Raw genomic sequence first — 21,636 nt, 5'->3', positions numbered from 1 at the left:
AGATGATCGAAAAGGTGGTGTCGCCGGTGTCGGAGGCATTGGCAGACCCCAGCCCTAGATCCACTGTCGATACACGGCCTACTGCTCCAGCAGCCCAAGCGGTCGCATCCGCCGGTTCGGAAGAGGAAGCTGGGCCGCTTCGACCTCCCCAGGTGTGCCGGCCACGGCTTTCCTCATCAGCGAGGCGACCCACCACGTCGTCCGCGCTCATGCCGGGTTTCATATGGCTGCAACAGCCGCCGCCGGCAGCCCCGGTCGGCTGGGACCACACAAGGGCACCGCGCGCTGAAGGCAGCCCACAGGAGACAGAACGATCGGTATTGACATGACCGCTCGCGCCTTCTAAGTTGAGACTGAACGTTCTACCTCCCGCACGCCAGGCGTAGTTGGCTTCCGTACAGCACTGCGGCTGTGCTCGGTGCGGCCATCGCTACCGCCCTGACGAGGGCAACTGACGAAGGATGTCGTCTTGTCCACCCCCCTCCAAATCCAACCGTCGGCCCCGCCCCTGACGCCCCGCCGACTCCGCAAAGGGGTCGCAGGTGTTCGTGCGACTGTGGAGGACGGCCTCTCGCGCCGGTCATCGTCAGCCCCGCGCAGGCGCGGGGGCTTACCGGCGACGCCGCCGTGTCTCCGCCGCCAGCCCACCACCGACAGCGTCACACCCTTCAGCAACTCCTAGATCGACACCGTGGTGGGTGACTCTGCCGCCCGCCCACACCCACGCGGTCCCGGTCTCCGCTGCCGCCGCACGGGGATTCGCGTGCCTCTCACGGGGCCTGGGAACCGTCAGCACCAGGTGATCGCCCTGTCCCGCCCGCCACTGCTGCCGGAGCGGGTCCGCGCGTGCGGGCGAGTTCCACCGCTCTCTCGGGAGTTCCGTTTCCGCTCGACCCATAGGAGGTTTCCATGCGCGGACTTGCCGATCAAGCTCCCGTATTCAGTGCGACTGGAGTTTCCCTGCCGTACGAGGTGCGAGTGAATCCGTACCTCGCGGTCTCCCACGAAGAGTGTGAGATCTGGGCTCGTGACATGGGAATGCTGCGTACGGGCCCGTCCCAGTCCGAGGGAGTCTGGAAACCGGATCGATTGCGCATGATCGCCGTACCTGAGCTCGCGGCGAAGATTGCCCCTGACGCGAAAGCGGACGACCTCGTCCTCATCAACCAGGCGCTTGTCTGGATATTCGCCTACGACGACCACTTCACCTCGGCTTACAAGAAGTCTCATGACAGAAAAGGAGGTTGGGAATACGCTCGTAGGCTCTGCACTTTCATCCACCCAGATCCCGGGCATCCCGTTCCCGAGCCGGCCGACGCGGTAGAGCGAGGGCTGGCCGACTTGTGGCCGCGCCTCGCACAGGGGCGATCCCTCCGCTGGCGTCGGGACTTCTCGCGAGCAATTCATGAATTCGTCACCGGAGCCGCGCTCGAACTGGAGAACATCTGTGATGACCGGGTGCCCGATCTGATCGATTTCATCGGGCTCAGGCGTCGGACATTCGCCGGCGGGACCGGGGCCTGCTTCGCCGCGATGGCCACAGGTGCTGAAATCCCTGAAACCCTTCGCGAAACAGAGGTGGTCACCTCGCTGTTGGACGCCTTCATCGACGTCATGGCTCTGGGTAACGAGGCCGTCTCCTACGACATGGAGATAAACGATGAAGGTGAGATCAACAATCTCATGCTGGTCCTGAGGGACGTTTTCGGCGGCGGCCTGGATCAGGCACACAAGATCGCCACCGGTCTCATCGAGGACCGGGTCAGACACTTTGACCACTTGGTAGAGGTGAAACTGCCGCAACTTGCCGCGGAGGTGCGCCTGTCGCCTTCTGAGGCCGAGCAGATGAGGGTCTGGGTCCGGGGCGCCCAGAGCTACTTGTCCGGTCTGTACGACTGGTACGACAACACCCCGCGCTACAGGGGCAACTTCCACGGTGCCTGAGTAGGCAGCGAATACGCGCGCATAACGGAACGCTCCGCACCCTCCCCCACGTGCCGGTGCCCGGCCGAGCCCCGGTCCGAGCGGAGCGGCCGCCGCTCATACTCATCCCGCTTCCTGAAAGGGAGAACATCCCCATGTCCACCACCCCGGCCGTCTCCCATCTCCCTCCGCCGGCACGAGGACGCCTCCCGGTGATCGGTCACGCCCTGCAGTTCGTTCGCGGACCGCTGAAGGTCCTTCAGGACCTGCGCGGTCAGGGCGACATCGTCGCCCTCCACCTGGGCACGCTGCCGATCTACGTCGTCAACTCGCCGCAACTGCTGCACGACGTCCTCGTCACCGATGCCGGCTCCTACACCAAGGGCCGAATGTACGACAAGACACGACCAGTCGTCGGCAACGGCATCGCCACCTCGGAGGGCGCGTTCCATCACCGGCAGCGGCGCCTGATCACGCCCGCCTTCCACCGCCCCCGTCTGCGCCGCTACAGCGAGGCCATGCGGGAACAGGCCGAATCGGTCATCGCCTCCTGGAGGCCGGGGCAGCGCATCGCCGTCGACCGGGTCATGCACGAGTTGAGCGTGGGGACCACCGTGCGCACGCTGTTCGGCACCGATATCGACAACGGCACGATCGCCGAGATCGACTCGTGCGTGGGCGTCTTCCTCCAGCAGGTCATCGTGCGCACCATGACGCCGAACTTCGTCGAGCGTCTGCCCCTCCCCGGCACTCGAAAGTTCGAAGCGGCACGTGAGCGACTCAAGGCCATCGTCGACACCATCCTCGACGAGCGTCTTCGCGCGGAGGGTGAGCGAGACGACCTGCTGTCACTCCTCATCGCGGCACGCGACGAGGAGACCGGCGAGCCGATGAGTCGCCAGCAGATCCACGACGAGGTGATCACCATGGTGGTTGCCGGCGCGGACAGCACCGCCTACACACTCTCCTGGCTCCTTTACGAACTCGGTCGCAACCCCGCCGTCGAGGCACGCCTGCACGACGAGCTGGACACCGTCCTCGACGGCCGCCCGGTCACCTTCGACGATCTTCCTCAACTCCAGTACACCCAGCGCCTGATCCAGGAAACACTCCGTCTCCACTCCGTCTCCTGGATCCAGATGCGCCGCACCATCAACCCCGTCAGGCTCGGCGATACGCATCTGCCCGCGGGAGCGGAGATCCTGTTCAGCGCGACAACCATGCACCGCGACCCCGATCTCTACCCCGATCCCCTGCGTTTCGACCCGGACCGCTGGCTCGCACCGCCCCGGCGTGAGGCCTTCCAGCCCTTCAGCGCGGGCCCTCGCAAATGCCCGGGCGACCACTTCTCCCTCACTCAGCTGGCGATCAACCTCGCCACGATCGCCGCCAACTGGCGACTTGCCCCCGCCACCCGCAGGAAGGTGAGAGAAGTCCCCGCGGCAGTGCTCCGCCCCGACCACCTGCCCATGGTGGTGCGGGCCAGGTCCTGAGACGTCCGAGCACCGCCGGAAACCGGACTCATCCGTCACCAAGGCCCCCGCCGCCGCCCCCGCACGGCCACATTCTGGAGCGACCATGAAGAACTTGCAGTCGATCCCCACCGCCCCGAAGGCGCTGCCTCTGGTCGGTCATCTGATGCCCCTGTTGCGGGACCCGACCGCCTTCCTGTCGTCACTGCCCGCCTACGGTGACCTGGTCAAGATCCGTCTGGGCCCCTTCCCCCTCGTGGTCGTGTGTGATCCAGCTCTGACCCACCAGGTCCTGCTCGACGACCGCACCTTCGACAAGGGCGGCCCGATGTATGACCGGGCGCGGGAAGTGAGCGGCAACGGCATCGGCACCAGCATGCACGCCGAACACCGGCGGCTACGACGGCTCGTCCAGCCCTCGTTCCATCCGTTTCGGCTTCCCGGCTACGCACAGACCATGACCGGCTATATCGACGAAGCAACCGCTTCATGGCGCCCCGGGCAGGTCCTGGACGTGCCCGACGAGATGATGAACATCACGTCCAGGATTGCGATTGCCACTCTGTTCTCCAACACGCTGCCCCGGGACGAACTCGACCGTCTCCTCGACGCCGGCAAGACCCTCTTCGCCGGCTTCTACAAACGCATGTTCCTGGTTCCGCCACTGGACCGGCTGCCCACCCCGGGCAACCGCGCCTACGCACGCGCCCGCGACAGGCTGCACGCCACATGCGGCCGGATCATCGCCCAGCGCCGTGCCGACGGCACCGACCATGACGACCTGCTGTCCGCCCTGCTTGCGGCTCGCGACGTCGAGACGGACGGGCAGGGGATGACGGATGCGGAGATCATCGACACGATCGTGGCCATCCTTCTGGCCGGGATCGAGACCACCGCCTCCGCTCTTGCCTGGGCGCTGGATCTCCTGGCACAGCATCCGAAGATCGAGCGCCGACTGCACGACGAGGTCGACACCGTCCTGAACGGCGCGCCGGCCACCCACGCCGACCTGCCGCAACTGCAGTTCACCAACCGGGTGATCACCGAAACGCTTCGGCTGCGTCCACCCGCCTGGTTCTTCACTCGCACAGTCACCACTGACACTCGCCTGGGCGGGCACTTCCTCCCCGCCGACACCAGCGTGGCTTACAGCTCCTACATCATCCACCACCGGTCCGATCTCCACGACCGGCCGGAAGACTTCGACGTCGACCGATGGGATCCCGAGCGCCCTCAGCCGCCCCGCAACTCCTTGATCCCGTTCGCTGCCGGGGCCCGCAAATGCCCTGGCGACAACTTCGCCATGGCAGAAGCCACTCTCGCCCTGGCGACCATCACCACCCGCTGGCGTCTGGAACACGCGCCGGGCGCCAAGAGGCGTCCCGCTCTCAGCATCACGTTGCGGCCCCGCAAACTGCCGATGCGCACACGTCCCCGAGCCGTGTCCCCGAGCTGACGCCGGTGGGCTGAAGCCGACGCCGAGTGCCGCGGCACGCAAGAGGAGGTGTCGGGGCACCACCAGTCGGGCCCATCCTCACGCATCGTGGAGTGCGGACCCGCCGTGTGATCGAGGAGGAACTGTCCCCGTGCGATGCCCTGCACCGAACGCGGCGGTGACCGGGACGAACAGCGGACAGGGCTCATGCGGCGAAGCCGATGTTGGTCACGTACTCCGACTACCACCGCCGGCAGTGCCCCAGTTCGACACACGCCTTCCTGCTGCCACTTGGCGAGCTCCGCATCAGCTCCACCTACGCCGGGCGCCTCGCCAGCTCGAGCGCCATGGAGAGCGCGATGACGCTGTCGGTCTCGTTGAGGTCGACGTCGAGGAGATCGCTGAGTCGTCGGAGTCGGTAACGCAGCGAGTTGGGGTGCAGGTTGAGGACAGCGGCGCAACGATCGACATGTCGGTCCGATTCCAGATACACCGCGAGTGTGGCAAGGAGATCCGGACCGAACTCGCCGAGCTCCAGCAGCGGATCGACGTACCGTGAGCGGAGATGGCTGGCAAGCGGTTCGATGGTGTCCACCGTCAGCCGCCACCCGCACGTCTCGACGGTCAGGACTGCCTCGCCACGATCGGCGGCGAGCAGCCTGCGCGCGAGCTGGAGGGAGGCGGGCAGGTCATCCAACGTCACCGGATGACCCACTGCCACGCTCAGTCCTTCGACCGCACGCGGAACGGCATCGACGACGTACCCGGTGACCATTCCGTCGACGACACCGATGACACCGCTGACGTTGGCCCTGGCAAGGGCCCTCTCCAACTCCAACCGCGCCTCGTCGACGTCCCTCTCGCCACCGTTGACGCGTGCCAGCAAGGCGCGAAAGGGGCCTGGCGCATCGGGCAGCCATTGCTCGAGATCTGCCCGAGACACCTTCCCGTCGAGGACTGCACGCACGTGATCATTGCGCAGCCGCGTCTCGCCGATCACAACCTCGACCGCATAGCGCTGATGGGCCAGCACCGCTTGGGCTACAAACAGGTCGCTGAGTCCCCAGAGCAGACCGATCCCCTTCATCAGCTCGTCCTCGTCGAGCCCGGCATCTTTGGCGATCTCGACGAACTGCTCGAACGTCGCGCTGATCGAAAGCCGGTAACCTCGGATGATGTCTTCGATCGGGAGACCCGCGCGCAGCCGCGCGGTGGTGGTGGCCTGTGCCTCTGCCATGTCTGCCGGTGCCGGCAACCGCCCGTACCGGACGGTCGCCGCCGCCCGCTCGACATTCAACCGATGGGCTGCGCGCAGGGCATCACACGGAATCTCCCGATACGACGAGATCTCGATGAGAGCCGTGTAGGCGCGGTCCCAGATCTGGTCCACGCTGGCATACAGCACCTCGGCGACCTCTTGGACCGAGGCACTGGGCCGACGTGGGACATCCATACGTCCGATCCTAGACGCACCCCCGCCGTGGGCCCCCGGCACCGCGAACCGACCTGGAGGGGCTGGGTGGGCTTCGGCCTCTCGGGTGTTCACGAGGGTGAGGCGGCCATGATCAACAGCACGTCGGCGACCAGCACCGGATGGTCGCCGCCTTCGCGTTCGACCACGAACCTGATCGTGGTCCGTGTGCCCTTGCGGATCGCGGTCGTGTCGGTGAGCGTCGCCGTTCCGCGCAGTCGGGAGCCGACTGGGACAGGGGCGCGGAACCGGATATTGTCGGCACCGTAGTTGATATTCATCGCCAGGCCGTCGACCTGGTAGATCTCCTTTGCGAAGACGGCCAGCAGCGACAGCGTCAGATAACCGTGCGCGATCGTGGTGCCGAAGGGGCCGTGGGCAGCCCTGCACGGATCGACATGGATCCAATGACGGTCGCCGGTCGCCTCGGCGAACCGATCGATCTGCTCCTGGGTGACGGTGACCCAGCTGCTCGTACCGAGCTCCTCGCCCACGACGGACGTGAAATCGTCGAGCGTGTCGAACACTCGGGTCATGATCTCAGCGCCCGCTCACAAGAGTGATCCCGCCATCGACGCGCAGTTCCACTCCCGTGACGTACGCCGAGCGGTCGCTGGCGAGGAAGAGGGCGGCGTTGGCGACGTCCCAGGCCTGCCCCATGCGCCCCATGGGCACCCGCCGCTCGCGCTCGCGCCACATCTCCTCGGTGTCGGCACTGTCGTAGGCGCCGGTCAGTCCGGCCACGTTGGTCACCATCGGTGTCTTGATCAGTCCGGGGAGGATGGCGTTGACCCGCACGTTCCGCGCGGCGAATTCCGCCGCCGTGGTCCGCGTCAGGTGGTTGAGGGCGGCCTTGCTCGTGTAGTACGAGGCGGCGGCATAGCCCATCCACCGGACGCCGGCCAGCGAGGAGATGTTGACGATGCTGCCGCCGCCGGACTCGACCATGTGCGGGATGACGTGTCGCATGGTGTTGAAGGCGCCGGTCACGTTCACCCGTATCACCCGCTCCCAGTCGGCTGGGTCCAGGTCCGTGACACCGCCGACGACCCCGATGCCGACGTTGTTGTCGAGGACGTCGATACGACCGTGCGCGGCGATGACCGACTCGACTGCTCGTTCGACCTGGGCCAGGTCCGTGACGTCGAACGTCACGGCGGATGCCGCGTGTCCCTCGTCCCTGATCAGCTGCGCCGTGTGCTCCGCCGACGACTCGTCGATGTCGGCGCAGACGACCTGCGCCCCTTCGCGGGCGAAGGTGATCGCGGTGGCCCGACCGTTGCCGATGCCTTCGTCGCCGTCGACGCCTGCGCCGACCACCAGGGCGATCTTGTCCTTCAGCTCATCCATGTCTCGGTCCTTCCCTCCACCGCACCGCGGCTGGGCACGGTGCGGTGGAGAATTGAGGTGTCTCTGGCTCGCCGTGTCCCTGGCGCAGCGCTCATGGGCAGATGACGTCACCGACGGGGGTCAACGAGCCGCCGTCGTTGCGGAGCAACTGCTCGCACTGCAGGACTTCGTGGTCCTCGGGGCTGAGCTCGATGGTTCCGTACCATGGTCCGTCGGCCGTCATGCTCAGTGAGTCGTGGGCCTTCATCAGGCTCTCGCGGGTCAGATCCTTGCCCGCGTCCTTCAGGATCTGCTCGAGCACCATGCCGTTCGCGATACCGGTGAACGCCGTCTTGTTGGGGCCGAGGCCCTTGCCGTATTTCTTGAGGATCTCGCGGGTCGCCGCGACGCCGGGCTCGTCGGAGTCGCCCGGCTTGAGCGCGTTCACGGTGATGATTCCATCCGCGGCATCGCCGGCTGTCTCGATCACGGACGTGTCGAACCCGGTGGACTGGGTGATACGCGGCACGTCCCACCCGTCTCGCTGCATCGCCAGCAGTCCGAGCGACGTGAACTTGACTGATCCCAGGAACACGACGACCTCGGCGCCGGCCCGACGGAGCGCGGCGATCTGGTTCGCCACGTCGGTGTCGGTGGTGTCGTAGGTCTCGGCTGCCACAAAGTCGCCTCCGTAGGCCTTCTCCCAGACTCCCGTCATGGTGTGGCCGATGTCGTCGTTCTGCAGGAGGACGCCGACCTTCGCGTCCTTGTACTCGTTCCGAGCGAAGTTGATCAGCGCCTTCTGCTCGTTCTTGGTGGACGGCAGCATGAGGGAGACGTACGGCAAGACCGGCTCGACGAAGGTGTCCAAGCTGGTGTTGAGCAGCAGCGTGGGTACCTGCTGGTCGTTCATCTGCTTGTAGACGGATAGCTGCGTCGCTGATCCCACGCCTCCGACCAGGGCGAAGACCTTGTCGGACGCGACCAGCCGGGTCGTCTCGGTCACGGCCTTCGCCGGGTCGTAGGCGTCGTCGCGAACGATCAACTTGATCTTCCGGCCGTGTATGCCACCGTGAGCGTTGATCGAGTCGATGTAGGCCTGCAAACCCTTCGCGGCGTCGGCGTTCGCCGCGAGCGGCCCGCTGAGCGGCGCGGTCATACCGATCACGATCGAGTCGTCCGTCACGCCCGGGGTGCTGCCGGCGTCGTCTCCGCCTCGTCCGCCGCAGCCGGCGAGGGCGACTGCCGTGACGGACATCAGGGCGACCGACCGCATATTGAGGGTGATTCTCATGCTGTTCCTTCTGGGAGGGTGGATGATCGGTCCCGCCGGAGTTTCCGCGAGACGGAGGACGGAAGGGGGAGGGCGCGTCCGGCCTTCGTCAGGAGGCCGACGACTCCGTTGCGGGTCGCGATCAGGACGCCGATCAGGATCAACGCGAAGACCGCCTGGGGCGACAGCGCGAGTCCGTCGGCTCCGACGACGGCCGCCAGATCGATCGGTGACACGTGAGCGTTGAGCTGGAAGATCAGCAACGCGCCGAGGAACGACCCCGCGATCGACCGGACGCCGCCGACCACGACCATCGTGAGGAATTGGATGCCGTAGAAGAGTCCGAAGCTGTCCGGGCCCACGAAGCCGACCGTCATCGCATAGAGGGAACCCGCGACGCCGGCAAGGACCGAGCCGAAGACGAATGCGGTGATCTTGACGCGGCTCGCGCTCACACCGCTGCCCGCGGCCGCGATCGGGCTTTCGCGAACGGCGTTGAGCGCGAGCCCGATCGCGTCACGCAGGACGTTGTGGGTCAGCAGCACGACCAGTACGACACAGACGAGCGTCAGTGCGTACTCACCCGTCGCTTGATCGCCGGGCAGTGACACGTCAGGCACGATGATGCCTTGGGTTCCACCGGTGAGACCGTCGTAGTGCTTGAGGACGATCGGCAGGATCAGGGCGAACGACATCGTCAGGATGGCGAGGAAGATGCCCTCGAAGCGCAGGGCGACGAGCCCCAGGAACAGCCCGACCAGGGCGCAGAGTGCGGCGGCGATCGGCAGGGTGAGGAGAATCGGCCAGCCGTGGTGAACCGAGAGGATCGCACTGACATAGGCGCCCAGTCCCACCACCGTGCCTTGAGCGAGGTTCAGCTCACCGGCCCAGCCGACGATGACGTTCAGGCCGAGCACGGCGATGCCGAGGATGAGAACCTGGGTCACGTCGAGGAGCGGCATGAAGGCCGGTGCGGCGACGGCCGGAGGGACGAGAGCGGCGGTCGCCGCGAGGTGACGTCCGCCCCCGGCCATCGTTCCGGCGAGGTAGCCGAGGAGCCAGCACAGGCAGAGCGCGGCGGCGCCGGGGAGAAACACCAGCGGGTAGGTGATGCCCAGGCCCGCGGCCGAGCCGACGGCTGCCACGGTCATTGACCGCCGGTGCGCGGTGAGAGCACTCATACCTTCACCACCGTCCGCTTGCCGAACAGGCCGGCCGGCCGCACCGCGAGAATCGCCACGATGACGATGAAGGTCGTGACGGTGCTCAACTCGGTTCCGATGAAGGAGACGCGGGTCGCGAGCGAGTTGATCACCCCGAGGAGGAGCCCGCAGACGACAGCGCCTGCCGCACTGGTCATCCCGGCCAGCACCATGGCGGTGGTGGAGAACAGCAGGACGGACGTCATCATGTTGGCGTCCAGTAGCAGGAGGTTCGCCGCCAGCATTCCCGCGATCGCCCCGACTGCCGCCGACAGCCCCCAGCCGATCGAGACGATGCCTTTGACGCTGATGCCCATCAGAGGTGCCGCCTCAGCGTTCGACACCACCGCGCGCATCGCCAGCCCGAGCTTGGTGAACCGGAACAGTGCGGTCAGCGCCACCACCACGAAGGCGGCGACCACGAAGATCCCGACGGTGACCCAGCTGAGGCGTACCCCGCCGATCCGGAGGACACCCGCGGGGAACGGCGTCGGGAACGAGCGGGCTTCGGACGCCCACCACTCATGAGACAGCGCGTTGAAGAGGAGGTAGAGGCCAAGGGTCACCATCAGCACCGACAGGTGAGGCAAGCGACTGGTCGGCCGCATGAAGACCAGCTCCACGATGACGCCGAGCAGGAAGGCGCCGAGCACCGTGATGGTGAAGCCGAGCCAGTAGGGAAGGCCGAGATGCACGATCAGCGTCCACGCGATGAAGGTAGTGAAGGTCGCCATCTCACCCTGCGTGAAGTTGAGCACCCCCGTGGAGCGGAAGATCAGCACGATCGCGAGCGCGACCATCCCGTAGATCACGCCGCTGGCCAGGCCGTTGGCTATGAGTTGAAAGGTCATGATCAAGCCCCCAGATAGCTGTCGCGGATCGCCGCGTCGTTCACGAGGTCGTCGCGGGTCCCGTGGACGGCGACCACCCCGTTGCGCAGCACGTAGCCCGATGAGCAGATCGACAAGGCGATCGAGGCGTCCTGCTCGACGACGAGGGCGGCCAGGTCGAGTTGACGGCAGATGTCCGCAACGATCTCGTAGACCTGGTCCACGATCTTCGGAGCCAGACCCAGGGAAGGCTCGTCGAGCAACAGCAGCCGAGGCTCCGCCATCAGCGCACGTCCGATGACCATCATCTGCTGCTCGCCACCGGAGAGGGTGCCGGCAAGCTGGTCCCGACGGTCCCGCAGGATGGGGAAGAAGTCGTAGACCGCCTTGAGTTTCGACGCCGTCGAGCGCGTTCCCCGCAGGCGGTACGCACCCAGCTTCAGGTTGTCGAGGACCGTCAGATCACCGAAGGTCCCCCGGCCCTCGGGAACGCATGCGACACCCTGGCGCGCGATCCGGACGGCGCTCATGCCCGCCAGCGAAACGCCGTCCCACAGGATCTCTCCGCGTGCCGGCCGGACCTGTCCGGTGATGCACTTGAGAGTGCTCGACTTGCCGGCGCCGTTGGCGCCCATCAGCGCCACGATGCTCCCGTCCTCGACGGTGAGCGAGATGCCACGGACGGCCTCTACGGCGCCGTAGGTTACATGGAGGTCGCGGATCTCAAGCATGGCTGTCCCGTCGGTCGCGACCGAGATACGCCTCGAGGACGTGGGGATCGTTCCGGATGTCCGCCGGCGTACCGTCAGCGATCAAGCGCCCGTGGTGGAGCACCACCACCCGGTCGCTGACGGACATGACCATCGACATGTGGTGCTCCACGAGCAGGACCGACATCGTGAACCGGGTGCTCAACGAGGCGACGAGATCGGTGAGTTCGTCCAGGTCATGCTGCGGAAGTCCGGCGGCCGGTTCATCCAGCAGCAGAAGCCGTGGTTCCGAGACCATGGCTCGGGCGATGTCCACCTTCTTCTGTGTCCCGTAGGGCAGCTCGGAGACCACCCGGTCCCAGAGGGCGTCGAGCCCGAACTCCCGCGCCGCCCGACGCGCCCCCTCGGAAGCGGCAGCACGCTCTCGCCGGACACGCGGAAGCCGTGCCGCGTGTGCCAGGGCCGTGCTCCTCCGCAAGGAGTGATAGCCGATGGTGAGGTTCTGGCCCACCGTCAGCGAAGGGAACACCTGGAGACCCTGATAGGTCCGGGCGATCCCGGCCGTCACGATCTCGTGGCGTCGCAGCGCGAGGAGGTTCGTATCGGCGAACTGGACACGGCCGCTCACGACCGGCGCCAGCCCGCAGATCGCATTGAATGCCGTCGACTTTCCGGCCCCGTTCGGCCCGATCAGCGAGACGATCTCCCCGGGGGCCACACAGAAGGTCACATCGTCCAGCGCCGTCACACCGCCGAACCGGACCGTGACGGACTCCAGCCGCAACGCGGCGCTCAGCGAGGACGGCCGGCTCTGCTGCTCAGCCGAGGTGAAGGACGCAGCCATGAGTCGCCCTTTCGTGTCGTAGGTCACATGGACCTGAGGGAGAATACGGAAAGCGTGCTGTCCCAACCACGGAGCGAAATCCAAAGACCGTCCGCGTCCGTTGTTCCGAATTCCAACGGTGATCGACCCCGATGTGGCGCCAGGCACTTGCGATGTTCGTAGCGCGTACCGGGTCTCCCGCCTCGCTGGGTCGGTGACTGTCGAAGACTCCAAGCGGATCGCGGACATGTTGGAGCCAGCCCAGATGACGACGCGTTCTTCTGGCCGGACAGTGGAGGCCCATGACCGCAACGGCGCACCAAGAAGGAAGCGGAAGCGTTGAATGACAACGACGTCGTGATCGTGGCGACCTCGATGACGCCCTTCGGCCGTCACGACGACACCACGGTCAAGCAACTGAGCCACCAGGCCGTAGACGAGGTGCTGGCAACGTCAGGCCTGCGCCCGGAGCAGATCGGGGTGGGCGTCTTCAGCAACGCCACCTGGGGTGCGCTCGAGGGCCAGTTGATGGTCGGCGGACAGATCGCTCTCCGTGAGATCGGGATCAGCGGCGTGCCGATCTTCAATGTGGAGAACGCGTGCGCGGGTGGTGCGAGCGCACTCCACCTCGCGATCAGCCAGGTGCTCGCCGGATCCGCCGACATCGGCCTCGCGGTAGGCGTGGAGAAGATGAACGTGGGCGACAAGTCTCGCTCGTTCGCTGTCTTCGACGGAGCGTACGACGTCGAGGATCCGGACGGCCTGCAGCGCGCCTTGGAGGAGCTCGGCGGATCCGCTCCGGATACCGGGGAAGGCCGGCGATCGGTGTTCATGGACATCTACGCCGCGACCGCGCGGGCGCACATGAAGGAGTTCGGCACCACGGCACGACAGATCGCCGCGGTGGCGTCGAAGAACCACGCGCATGCCGTCGACAACGACAGGGCGTTCTTCCGCGCACCGATATCGGTCGACGACGTGCTCCGAGCCCGCGCGCTCGCCGATCCGCTGACCGTCCCGATGTGCTCGCCGATCACGGACGGGGCGGCGGCGGCCCTCGTCACCTCACGTCGGGTCGCCCGACAGCTGGGCCTCCGCGACGACGTGACAGTCCTCGCCAGCATCGTCGCATCAGGCCGGCCCCGGCGGGCGGCCGACATAGATCAGCACGTGACCACGCGAGCCGCCGACCGCGCCTACCGCGCCGCAGGGCTCGGACCTGGTGACGTGGATGTGGCCGAGGTGCACGACGCGACGGCGTTCGGAGAGATCATGGCATTGGAGCGGACGCGCCTGTGCCGGCCAGGGCGGGGTGGTCCCGACGCGGAGGCCGGCCGCACGAGTCTCGGCGGCGAGCTACCGGTCAACCCCTCGGGCGGCCTGGAGTCCAAGGGCCACCCCTTGAGCGCGACAGGGCTCGCACAGGTTCACGAGCTCGTCGGACAACTCCGTGGAGAATGCGGATCGCGGCAAGTCGACGGTGCACGGACTGCCCTCGCCGAGAACGGCGGAGGCTTCCATCGCGGCGAGGAGGCCGTCGCAGCGGTGACCATCCTGGGGAGGTCGGCGTGACGCTCGTGACCGACCTCTTCGACCGCGGCTGGAAGATCGCCCCGGACTCGGTCGCCTACGTCAAGGGCGAACGCACCTGGACGTACGACGAGGCCGGCCGGAGGTCGTGCGCCATCGCTCATCGGCTGCTGGCCCAGGGATTCCCTCCGGGCAGCAAGTTCGGCGTGCTCGCACCCAACGATCCGGAGGGATGGATCATCGTGCTGGGGCTGTGGCGCGCCGGCATGATCTGGATCCCGATGAATCCGGCGAGCCCACCCGAGACCCTCGCGGATCTGTTCACCGGGTTCGACGGCGACGGGATCTTCTTCCACGAGTCGCTCGCCGAAAAATTCGCGGCCATGCGGACTTCGGCGGGCACCGGGCTGTTCAGCCTGGCGTTCGGGCCGACGCAGCCCGGACCGCCGGGCCTGGACGAGTGGATCGGGGACGCCCCCGACCATCGTCCGGAGCTCGAGATCGACCCCGACTCCGTCGTCGCGATCTTCCCGACGGGGGGCACGACCGGCAGCCCCAAGGGCGTGATGAACACTCATCGCTCGTTCTCCATCACCTTCGCGCACATCTTGCTGGCCTTCACCTACGAGCCCCACCAGCCCCCGGTCAACCTCGCCGCGGCGCCGCTGACGCACTCCTCGGGGATGCTCTCCCTGGCGACCTCCGCGCAGGGCGGGAAGGTCGTGGTCCTCGAACGCGCCGAGCCCCGGGCGATCCTCCAGGCCATCGAGGACCACTCGGTCACCGAGGTCTTCCTGCCACCGACCGTGATCTACCGGCTGCTCGATCAGCCGGATCTCACCGAGCGGGACCTCGGCTCACTGCGCTATCTCATCTACAGCTCCGCACCGATGTCCGTCGAGAAGCTCAGGAAGGCCCTGTCCGTCTTCGGGCCGGTGCTGACCGAGTCCTACGGTCAGGTCGAGGCGTTCGCCGGCATCTCGTTCCTCCGGCCGTCCGAGCACTTCCAGGACGGCGTACCACGGACCGACGGGCGCCTGGCCTCGTGCGGACGCCCTTATCCGTTCGTGCGCGTCGAGATCCGACGGGACGGCCGGACGCTGAACGCCAACGAGACGGGAGAGATCTGCGTCAGGGGCGACCTCGTGATGAAGGGCTACTACGGCAACCCCGAAGCGACAGCCGAGGCGTTGAAGGACGGCTGGCTCCACACCGGCGATGTGGGCCACATGGACGAGCACGGCTACCTCTACATCACCGACCGCGCGAAGGACGTGGTGATCTCCGGCGGGTTGAACGTGTACCCGACCGAAGTCGAGCAGGTCCTGTGGTCGCACGCGGCCGTCCAGGACTGCGCCGTGGTCGGCGCACCGCACCCTGACTGGGGCGAGGAGCTGGTCGCCGTGGTCGAGCTCAACGACGGGATGAGTGTGTCGGCGCAGGAGCTCATCGTGTTGTGCAAGCAGCGGCTCGGCTCCTACAAGGCACCCAAACGCGTCGAGTTCGTCGACGATCTACCACGCAGCGTCAACGGCAAGGTCCTCCGGCGTGAGGTCCGTCAATCATTCTGGAGGGGTCTTGAGCGCAGTATCTGAATCACAGGGAGCCTTGGCCGGACAGGTCGCCATCGTGACAGGAGCGGGCTCCTACGAGGACGGGGTCGGCAACGGCCGCGCCTGTGCGGTCCGCCTCGCCGAGGCCGGAGCTCGTGTCGTTCTCGTCGAGATCGAGGAAGAGCGCGCACGCACGACCCAGGAGATGATCGAGGCGGCGGGAGGCGTCGCCGTCGTCGAGGTGGCCGACGTGAGCAGCGTGTCCGACGTCTCACGGCTGGTGGAGTCAGTGACCCGGCGCTGGGACCGTGTCGACGTCCTGGTCAACAACGTCGGCATCGCCGGCCCGGCCGGCACGGTCGAGACCGTCGACATGGAAGCGTGGAGCAGGTGCTTCGAGGTCAACGTGACGTCGATGGTGCTGACGTCACGAGAGGTGATTCCCCACATGCGGCGTCAGGGCAGAGGCACGATCATCAACATGAGCTCTGTCGCGGGCCTACGCGGACTCTCGCCCGCTGCGGCCTACAGCACGACGAAGGGTGCGATCGTGGCACTCTCGCAGTCGATGGCCCTCGCGCACGGGCGCGACGGCATCCGTGTCAACGTCGTCGCGCCGGGTCTGGTCCATACCCCGATGGTCAGTTCGGGAGTCGATGAAGCGGGCCGAGCCCGGCGGGCCGCCGCAGGAGTCCTGGGGACCGAGGGCACTGCCTGGGACGTCGCGGACGCCGTCACGTTCCTGGCGGGACCGGCCTCGCGCTGGATCACCGGCTCCGTGCTGGCCGTCGACGGCGGGCTGATCGGAACCACGATTCCGACCGACCTGCCGTCTGCCGCCGGCCTCGGCTCGACGAGCGGGGCACCGGCCGCCTCCGCGACGAGCGGCGGTGCCTCTTGATGCGCGCGGTGCAGATCACCTCCCTGGCCGGTCCCGAGGCAGTGACCGTCTGTGAGGTCGGCGCCCCGTCGAGCACTGGAAAGGTGCTGATTCGGGTCCATGCCGCCGGCGTGTCGTTTCCCGAGGTCCTGCAGTCGCGCGGGCAATACCAGACGAAGCCGACGTTGCCCTTCGTGCCGGGCGCCGAGCTGGCCGGTGTCGTCGTCGAGGCACCCACCGGGTCGGAGTTCTCGCCTGGTGATCGGGTGGCTGCCCTGAGTGCGGTGGGAGCCTTCGCCGAGCGGGCGGCAGTCGATCCGCGGTACGTCTTCCCGCTCCCCGACTCCGTCTCGTTCGAGGCGGGCGCCGCGGTCATCCTCAACTACGGGACGGCATACTTCGCCCTGCTCGAACGGGGACGCCTCCTGGCCGGTGAGTCGGTGCTCGTACACGGCGCGGCCGGCGGCATCGGAACAGCGGCGATCCAGGTCGCCAAGGCATTCGGCGCGGGCCGTGTGGCGGCAGTGGTGTCGACAGCGGCGAAGGCAGACGTCGCGTCGGCGGCCGGCGCCGACGACTACGTCCTGGCCGACGGCTTCCGCGACCGCCTCGCCGGCGCGACGTTCGACGTGGTGGTCGACCCGGTCGGTGGCGATCGATTCACCGACTCTCTGCGCCTCTTGGCCGAAAACGGGCGCCTGCTCGTGATCGGCTTCACCGCCGGTGCCATCCCCGAGGTCAAGGTGAACCGGCTCCTGCTCAGCAACACGGCAGTGGTCGGCGTCGGGTGGGGCCCACTCGTCCTGGCGCGCCCGGATCGGTTGCGGCGTCAGTGGGACGCCCTCGCCCCCCATTTGTCGACCGGCGCGCTGAAGCCGATCATCTCGTCGGTGCGACCGATGGAGCAGATCGTCGAGGCGCTGCTGGAGATCGACGAGCGGCGAGCTACCGGCAAGGTGATCGTCACCCCCTGATCCGCCGTCGACCTGCACATGGTCGGCCCCGTCCGGTGGCGCTCGTCCGCCGCCGGACCAAGCTCAGACCCGGCCAGGCCGCGGTTCGTCACTCATGAAAGGCCCGACGATCACATGAGCAACATCGTGACGTTCCGGAACAGCGAAACACTCCCGCTCTCGGGCTGGTACGCGCGTCCCGACTCCGGCGCCGATGGAGGACCCGTGCTGGTCGCCATCCATGGCGGCGGCTATTCGAGCCATTACTGGCGTTTCGAGTCGATGGGCGAAGCGACCCTCGCGCACATCGGGCCCGCCGAGGGCCTCACGGTTGTGGCGGTCAACCGTCCGGGCACTGGCCTCGACGACGTCCCGGTCACGACCTTCGACCAGCAGGCCGATCTGATCATCCGGACCGTGGCAGGCCTGTTGGCAGGTCCACTCGCCGGCACCGACTCGGCACCGAGGGACCGTCGGCCTGTGGTCCTGGTCGGGCACTCGATCGGCGCGGCGCTGTCCTGCCTGATCGCCGCCGAGCACAGCAACCGGATCAACGTCGTGGGCATCGACGTGTCCGGCTTCGCCACACGGTTTCGCACTGGCGACTCTCTCGCGACCTTGCAGACGGTAGCCGGCTCACCGGAGCCGGTCACCGTCGGAGACAGGGAGCGGACAGAGCTCTTCTTCGGCGAATCGGGCACCTGGGACCAGGGTGTGGCTGCCGAGGACAACGCCGCAGCCTGTCCGGCGGAGCCGCTCGACCTCGGCGAGATCCTCAAGTTCCCCGGGATGCTGGCGACCGTGGCCTCCCAGATCGACGTTCCCGTCAACTACTCACTTGGCGGATCGGACATCTTGTACGCGGTCGATGACGATTCTGTCGACCTCGTGCGGGCCAGCTTCACCGCATCCCCGGCGTTCGCAGGCCATCTCTACGAGCAACTGGGCCACTGCATCCATCTGCATCGACGCGGGGGCGAGATCGTGCGTTGTGCGGTCGACTTCGCCAAAAAGCTCGGCTACGCGCCGAGTCGGTAGCTTGGCAGGCGCGGCTCCGCCACCCAGAGATCCTCGAGAGCGAGGTGGGGCCGCGGGCGATCGAGAACTGCTCGGCGCGACCGGCCAGATCCTGTCCTTTCCCGACCCCGACGGGAAGCGCGTCGGCATTGCGACAGTTCCTGCCCACGCCAGCCGAGTGGTGCTTTCCCCCCAAGCCCTGTGCCGGATCGGTATGCCGGTCATGTTCGTGGCCGACTCGCGGCACATGGCCACCGCCACGCGGACCGATTCTGGTCCGGTCACGATGCAGCGCATGTTGCGTGACTGGGAGTGGGCCCCGGGGCGCAGTCCTGGAGCACGTCCGCCGGATCCCGAAGACGCGTTGGGTGCGCAGGCGGACGACCGGCCGGCCACAGTACCCACCACGGACACAGTTCAGCCTGACAAGCCGACACACACACGAACCGCCCCGTGGGGCACGGCCTCCTCCTCACCGGCGCGCCGGCCAACATCCGCGGTCCGCGTCGAAGGCGGCAGCCGGGAGCGGGACGTGGTGGCGGCGAAGTCGCGCTGCTGGACGGGCAGGTGCATAGCGGGCGACGTAGGGGGGAGACGGCGAGCCATGCGTCATGGGCGTCCGGGACCGGCCGGGAGCGAAGACACGGCCGTGAAGTCACTGCGTCAACGGCGTCACCCGGTGCCCCCTACGCGGTCGCCGTCCCCCGCGCTGCGGGCCCTGCGCCACCCGACCGTCCCGGACCTGCGCCCGACGCCGGGGGCGGCCCTTCTGCCGCGCGCCTACCACCGGCTGCTATGGTGGCCGGTCCTCGACGGGCGAAGTGATCAGGTTCCGAATCGACCGACTGCGCCCCGCACCGGTCCGCGCCTTCGAACTCTGGCGGAGCGCGGTGCTGTACCGAGCGCCTGGGACCGGTGTGTGACGGGCCCCAGGGCAGGGGCGCGACGGCCGGCTTCGGGACGTCACCGGGGAGATGGGCCGTCCGGCCGCCCGGTGGTGGCGGAGGCCACCGTGAGGCTTGCAGGGACGCAGGGACAACGCCATTCGGCTGCGGTTGCCTCGCACGCCGTGCCGCCCTGCGGTGTTCTTGACACGGACGCGTTCCGTGGACCGGGCGGTGGTGGCCTCGGACGCTCAGCCACGGACAAAGAGGGATGGAGTATGCCCCCATGCTCGGACTCATAGCCGGTCGCCGACGTCATACCGCGGTCATCGCAGCATTGGTGACCTGCTCGACGATTCTTACCGGGCCGAGCCCCGCTTCGGCCGGGGGTGCGCCGACACCTTCCGGGCCCACCCCCCGGCTGGACTGGAGTCAGTGTGTCTCGGGCAGTGACTTCGACTGCGCGACCGTGAAGGTGCCGCTGGACTACGACGATCCAGGTGGTCGCACCATCGAGCTGGCCGTCGTGAGACGGACGGCGACCGGCCCCGGCCGGCGCGTGGGCACCCTGTTCTTCAACCCCGGCGGCCCGGGCGGCCCGGGAACGGTGCAGATGCCGCAGAACTACGAGTCCTTCCCGCGCGAGGTGCGGGAGCGGTTCGACATCGTCAGCTGGGACCCCCGTGGGATCGGTAACAGCACCGCGGTGAACTGCTTCGGGAGCCCCGAGGAAGCCGCGGACTGGAACGCGAGCAAGGCCACGGGCTTCCCGGTGGGAGAGCAGGAGCGGGCGGCCTTCACCGCCGCGTACGAGGAACTGGGCCGACGCTGTGAGCAGCGGGATCCCGAGCTCTTGCGCCATGTGTCGACCGCCGATACCGCTCGCGACCTCGACCGGCTCCGCCAGGCGGTGGGCGACCAGCAGGTCACCTACTACGGGATCTCTTACGGCACCTACCTGGGCGCCACGTACGCGAACCTCTTTCCCGGCAGGGTGCGGGCCATGGTCTTCGACGCCAACTGGGACCCGCGGGCGTGGACGAACGACGCCTCCGACGAGGCCCCCCGGACCACCTCGTTCCAGCGCTTGGGCTCCGGCCGCAGCGCCGCGGAGACCGTGAACCGGTTCCTCACCTTGTGCGGATCCACGACGACCGCCCGCTGCGCCTTCTCCGCCGGGAGCCCGGAAGCGACCCAGGACAAGTACGACCAGTTGCTGCGGCGGCTCGGAAAGGAGCCTGTGGGCCCGTGGACCTACGCCGGCACGGTAGCCGACGTGGTGAACAGCCTCTACGTCGTGCGGCCCGGGGCGAGGGAGCTCGCCGGCAGGCTGCAGGACCTGTGGAACGGCCGCCTCCCGGAGCCGTCCCTCCTCCCGCCGCCGCCACCGGTGCCCCACCCGAATCCGTACCTGGGTGAGGAACAGAGCACCGCGGTCTTCTGCGGCGACAGCCCCAACCCGCGGGACCCCGGTGCCTACCACACCCTGGCAGAGGCGGCCGCCACCAGTGCGGGGGACACCGGACGCTTCTGGATCTGGGCCTCCGCGGGCTGCGCCGCCTGGCCGGCGGTCGCCGAGGACCGCTACCGCGGCCCGTGGAACAAGCCGACGGCGCACCCCATCCTGGTCGTCGGGAACACCTATGACCCCTCGACCCCCCACTCGGCCGCGCAGGCCATGGCCGAGGATCTGGCCGACGCCCGCCTGCTGACCCACGATGCGGTTGGGCACACGGCACTGCTCAACCCCGACAGTTGCGTCCAGGCCCACGAGAGCCGCTACTTGATCGATGGCACCCTCCCGCTGCCCGGAGCGACCTGCCGGCAGGACACGCCCCTCTTCTCCCCCGCCAAGCCCAGCGGCGGCGTCAGCACCGGCGGGGGTGGGACGGCCCGCACCGCCACTTGATCGGGTGCGGCCCGATGCCCTCTTCAGGGTCGCTCAGGGGTCACCTGCTGCACGCCGGACGGCGATGTGCCGGGCAGGAGGCGGGCGAGGTCGAAGGTGACGGGGTGCAGATCGGCGGCCAGGCGCAGCGGTCGCAGCGGCTGGGGGCGCAGCCCGGTCACGGCCACCCTGCGGTACGGGTGGCCAGGCGGGGTGGGCGAGAGGAGCAGCCGATCTCGTGGTCCACCCACCGTCGCACACCCGCGCCCCGACCCACGACTCTGCCCGAGCCGGGGACGAAGCCGGCAAGCGGGAGCAGAAAGGCGGTAGTTCCTGCCAGCGGTGACTCGCCGCGAAGCCTCACACCGACTGTCTCGAGGTGAGCTCTTCGTGAGGGCAGCTCGGCTCCCACGATGGGCATGGTGAACGCGGGATAACCGGTGTAGTCCTCTGCGGCGGTTGG

Annotated in this window: 18 protein-coding genes; 9 read left to right on the top strand and 9 right to left on the bottom strand. The window is 67.7% G+C overall.

Features of this window, described 5'->3' with window-relative positions; genetic code table 11:
- The first annotated feature begins 1,095 nt into the window (after positions 1-1,095).
- From ACGFR9_RS10030 to ACGFR9_RS10020, 3 genes are all read left to right on the top strand, one after another.
- A complete protein-coding gene (locus ACGFR9_RS10030; RefSeq protein ID WP_393205037.1) occupies positions 1,096-1,944 on the top strand; it encodes a hypothetical protein in 849 nt (282 codons plus the stop codon).
- 134 nt (positions 1,945-2,078) lie between these two features.
- Complete coding sequence (locus tag ACGFR9_RS10025) at positions 2,079-3,416, top strand: cytochrome P450 (RefSeq protein ID WP_393205034.1); 1,338 nt, start codon at positions 2,079-2,081, stop codon at positions 3,414-3,416.
- 85 nt (positions 3,417-3,501) lie between these two features.
- Positions 3,502-4,851: a cytochrome P450 gene (locus ACGFR9_RS10020; RefSeq protein ID WP_393205031.1), complete on the top strand. Its 1,350-nt coding sequence runs from the start codon at positions 3,502-3,504 to the stop codon at positions 4,849-4,851.
- A 295-nt stretch (positions 4,852-5,146) separates the two neighbouring features.
- Here ACGFR9_RS10020 and ACGFR9_RS10015 read toward each other — a convergent pair whose 3' ends face one another.
- The 8 genes from ACGFR9_RS10015 to ACGFR9_RS09980 form a co-directional block, all read right to left on the bottom strand.
- Positions 5,147-6,283: a PucR family transcriptional regulator gene (locus ACGFR9_RS10015; RefSeq protein WP_393205028.1), complete on the bottom strand. Its 1,137-nt coding sequence runs from the start codon at positions 6,281-6,283 to the stop codon at positions 5,147-5,149.
- 89 nt (positions 6,284-6,372) lie between these two features.
- Positions 6,373-6,837, bottom strand: coding sequence for a MaoC family dehydratase (locus ACGFR9_RS10010; protein WP_393205025.1), 465 nt, complete (start codon positions 6,835-6,837; stop codon positions 6,373-6,375).
- 4 nt (positions 6,838-6,841) lie between these two features.
- The gene (locus ACGFR9_RS10005) at positions 6,842-7,651 is read right to left on the bottom strand and encodes an SDR family NAD(P)-dependent oxidoreductase (RefSeq protein ID WP_393205022.1); all 810 of its coding nucleotides are present in this window, start codon (positions 7,649-7,651) and stop codon (positions 6,842-6,844) included.
- Positions 7,652-7,742: 91 nt separating this feature from the next.
- Complete coding sequence (locus ACGFR9_RS10000; protein WP_393205019.1) at positions 7,743-8,924, bottom strand: ABC transporter substrate-binding protein; 1,182 nt, start codon at positions 8,922-8,924, stop codon at positions 7,743-7,745.
- Positions 8,921-10,084, bottom strand: a complete 1,164-nt coding sequence (locus ACGFR9_RS09995; protein WP_393205017.1) for a branched-chain amino acid ABC transporter permease — start codon at positions 10,082-10,084, stop codon at positions 8,921-8,923. Before ACGFR9_RS09995 ends, ACGFR9_RS10000 begins: the two co-directional genes overlap by 4 nt.
- The gene (locus tag ACGFR9_RS09990; protein WP_393205014.1) at positions 10,081-10,956 is read right to left on the bottom strand and encodes a branched-chain amino acid ABC transporter permease; all 876 of its coding nucleotides are present in this window, start codon (positions 10,954-10,956) and stop codon (positions 10,081-10,083) included. The genes ACGFR9_RS09995 and ACGFR9_RS09990 overlap by 4 nt, the downstream gene beginning before the upstream one ends.
- A gap of 2 nt (positions 10,957-10,958) precedes the next feature.
- Complete coding sequence (locus ACGFR9_RS09985; protein ID WP_393205012.1) at positions 10,959-11,666, bottom strand: ABC transporter ATP-binding protein; 708 nt, start codon at positions 11,664-11,666, stop codon at positions 10,959-10,961.
- A complete protein-coding gene (locus ACGFR9_RS09980) occupies positions 11,659-12,489 on the bottom strand; it encodes an ABC transporter ATP-binding protein (RefSeq protein WP_393205009.1) in 831 nt (276 codons plus the stop codon). Before ACGFR9_RS09980 ends, ACGFR9_RS09985 begins: the two co-directional genes overlap by 8 nt.
- A 318-nt stretch (positions 12,490-12,807) precedes the next feature.
- Here ACGFR9_RS09980 and ACGFR9_RS09975 point away from each other — a divergent pair, with 318 nt between their 5' ends.
- The 6 genes from ACGFR9_RS09975 (at position 12,808) to ACGFR9_RS09950 (ending at position 21,194) form a co-directional block, all read left to right on the top strand.
- Positions 12,808-14,040, top strand: coding sequence for a thiolase family protein (locus tag ACGFR9_RS09975; protein ID WP_393205006.1), 1,233 nt, complete (start codon positions 12,808-12,810; stop codon positions 14,038-14,040).
- Positions 14,037-15,593, top strand: a complete 1,557-nt coding sequence (locus tag ACGFR9_RS09970; protein WP_393205003.1) for a class I adenylate-forming enzyme family protein — start codon at positions 14,037-14,039, stop codon at positions 15,591-15,593. The genes ACGFR9_RS09975 and ACGFR9_RS09970 overlap by 4 nt, the downstream gene beginning before the upstream one ends.
- A 13-nt stretch (positions 15,594-15,606) precedes the next feature.
- Positions 15,607-16,452: an SDR family NAD(P)-dependent oxidoreductase gene (locus ACGFR9_RS09965; RefSeq protein ID WP_393205000.1), complete on the top strand. Its 846-nt coding sequence runs from the start codon at positions 15,607-15,609 to the stop codon at positions 16,450-16,452.
- Entirely contained in the window at positions 16,452-17,405 is a 954-nt protein-coding gene (locus tag ACGFR9_RS09960; protein ID WP_393204997.1) for an NADPH:quinone oxidoreductase family protein, read from the top strand. Before ACGFR9_RS09965 ends, ACGFR9_RS09960 begins: the two co-directional genes overlap by 1 nt.
- 114 nt (positions 17,406-17,519) lie before the next feature.
- Positions 17,520-18,422: an alpha/beta fold hydrolase gene (locus tag ACGFR9_RS09955; RefSeq protein WP_393204994.1), complete on the top strand. Its 903-nt coding sequence runs from the start codon at positions 17,520-17,522 to the stop codon at positions 18,420-18,422.
- 1,332 nt (positions 18,423-19,754) lie between these two features.
- Positions 19,755-21,194 (top strand): alpha/beta hydrolase, encoded by a 1,440-nt coding sequence (locus ACGFR9_RS09950; RefSeq protein ID WP_393204992.1) that lies wholly within the window; start codon positions 19,755-19,757, stop codon positions 21,192-21,194.
- A gap of 23 nt (positions 21,195-21,217) precedes the next feature.
- Here the strand turns inward: ACGFR9_RS09950 and ACGFR9_RS09945 are convergent, their stop codons facing one another.
- A complete protein-coding gene (locus tag ACGFR9_RS09945) occupies positions 21,218-21,355 on the bottom strand; it encodes a hypothetical protein (protein ID WP_393204989.1) in 138 nt (45 codons plus the stop codon).
- Positions 21,356-21,636: the final 281 nt, after the last annotated feature.

The organism is Streptomyces sp. NPDC048584, assembly GCF_043199595.1.
GTDB lineage: Bacteria > Actinomycetota > Actinomycetes > Streptomycetales > Streptomycetaceae > Streptomyces > Streptomyces edwardsiae.
The sequence above is the reverse complement of the archived record's forward strand: the minus strand, read 5'-3'. Positions and strand labels throughout refer to the sequence as shown.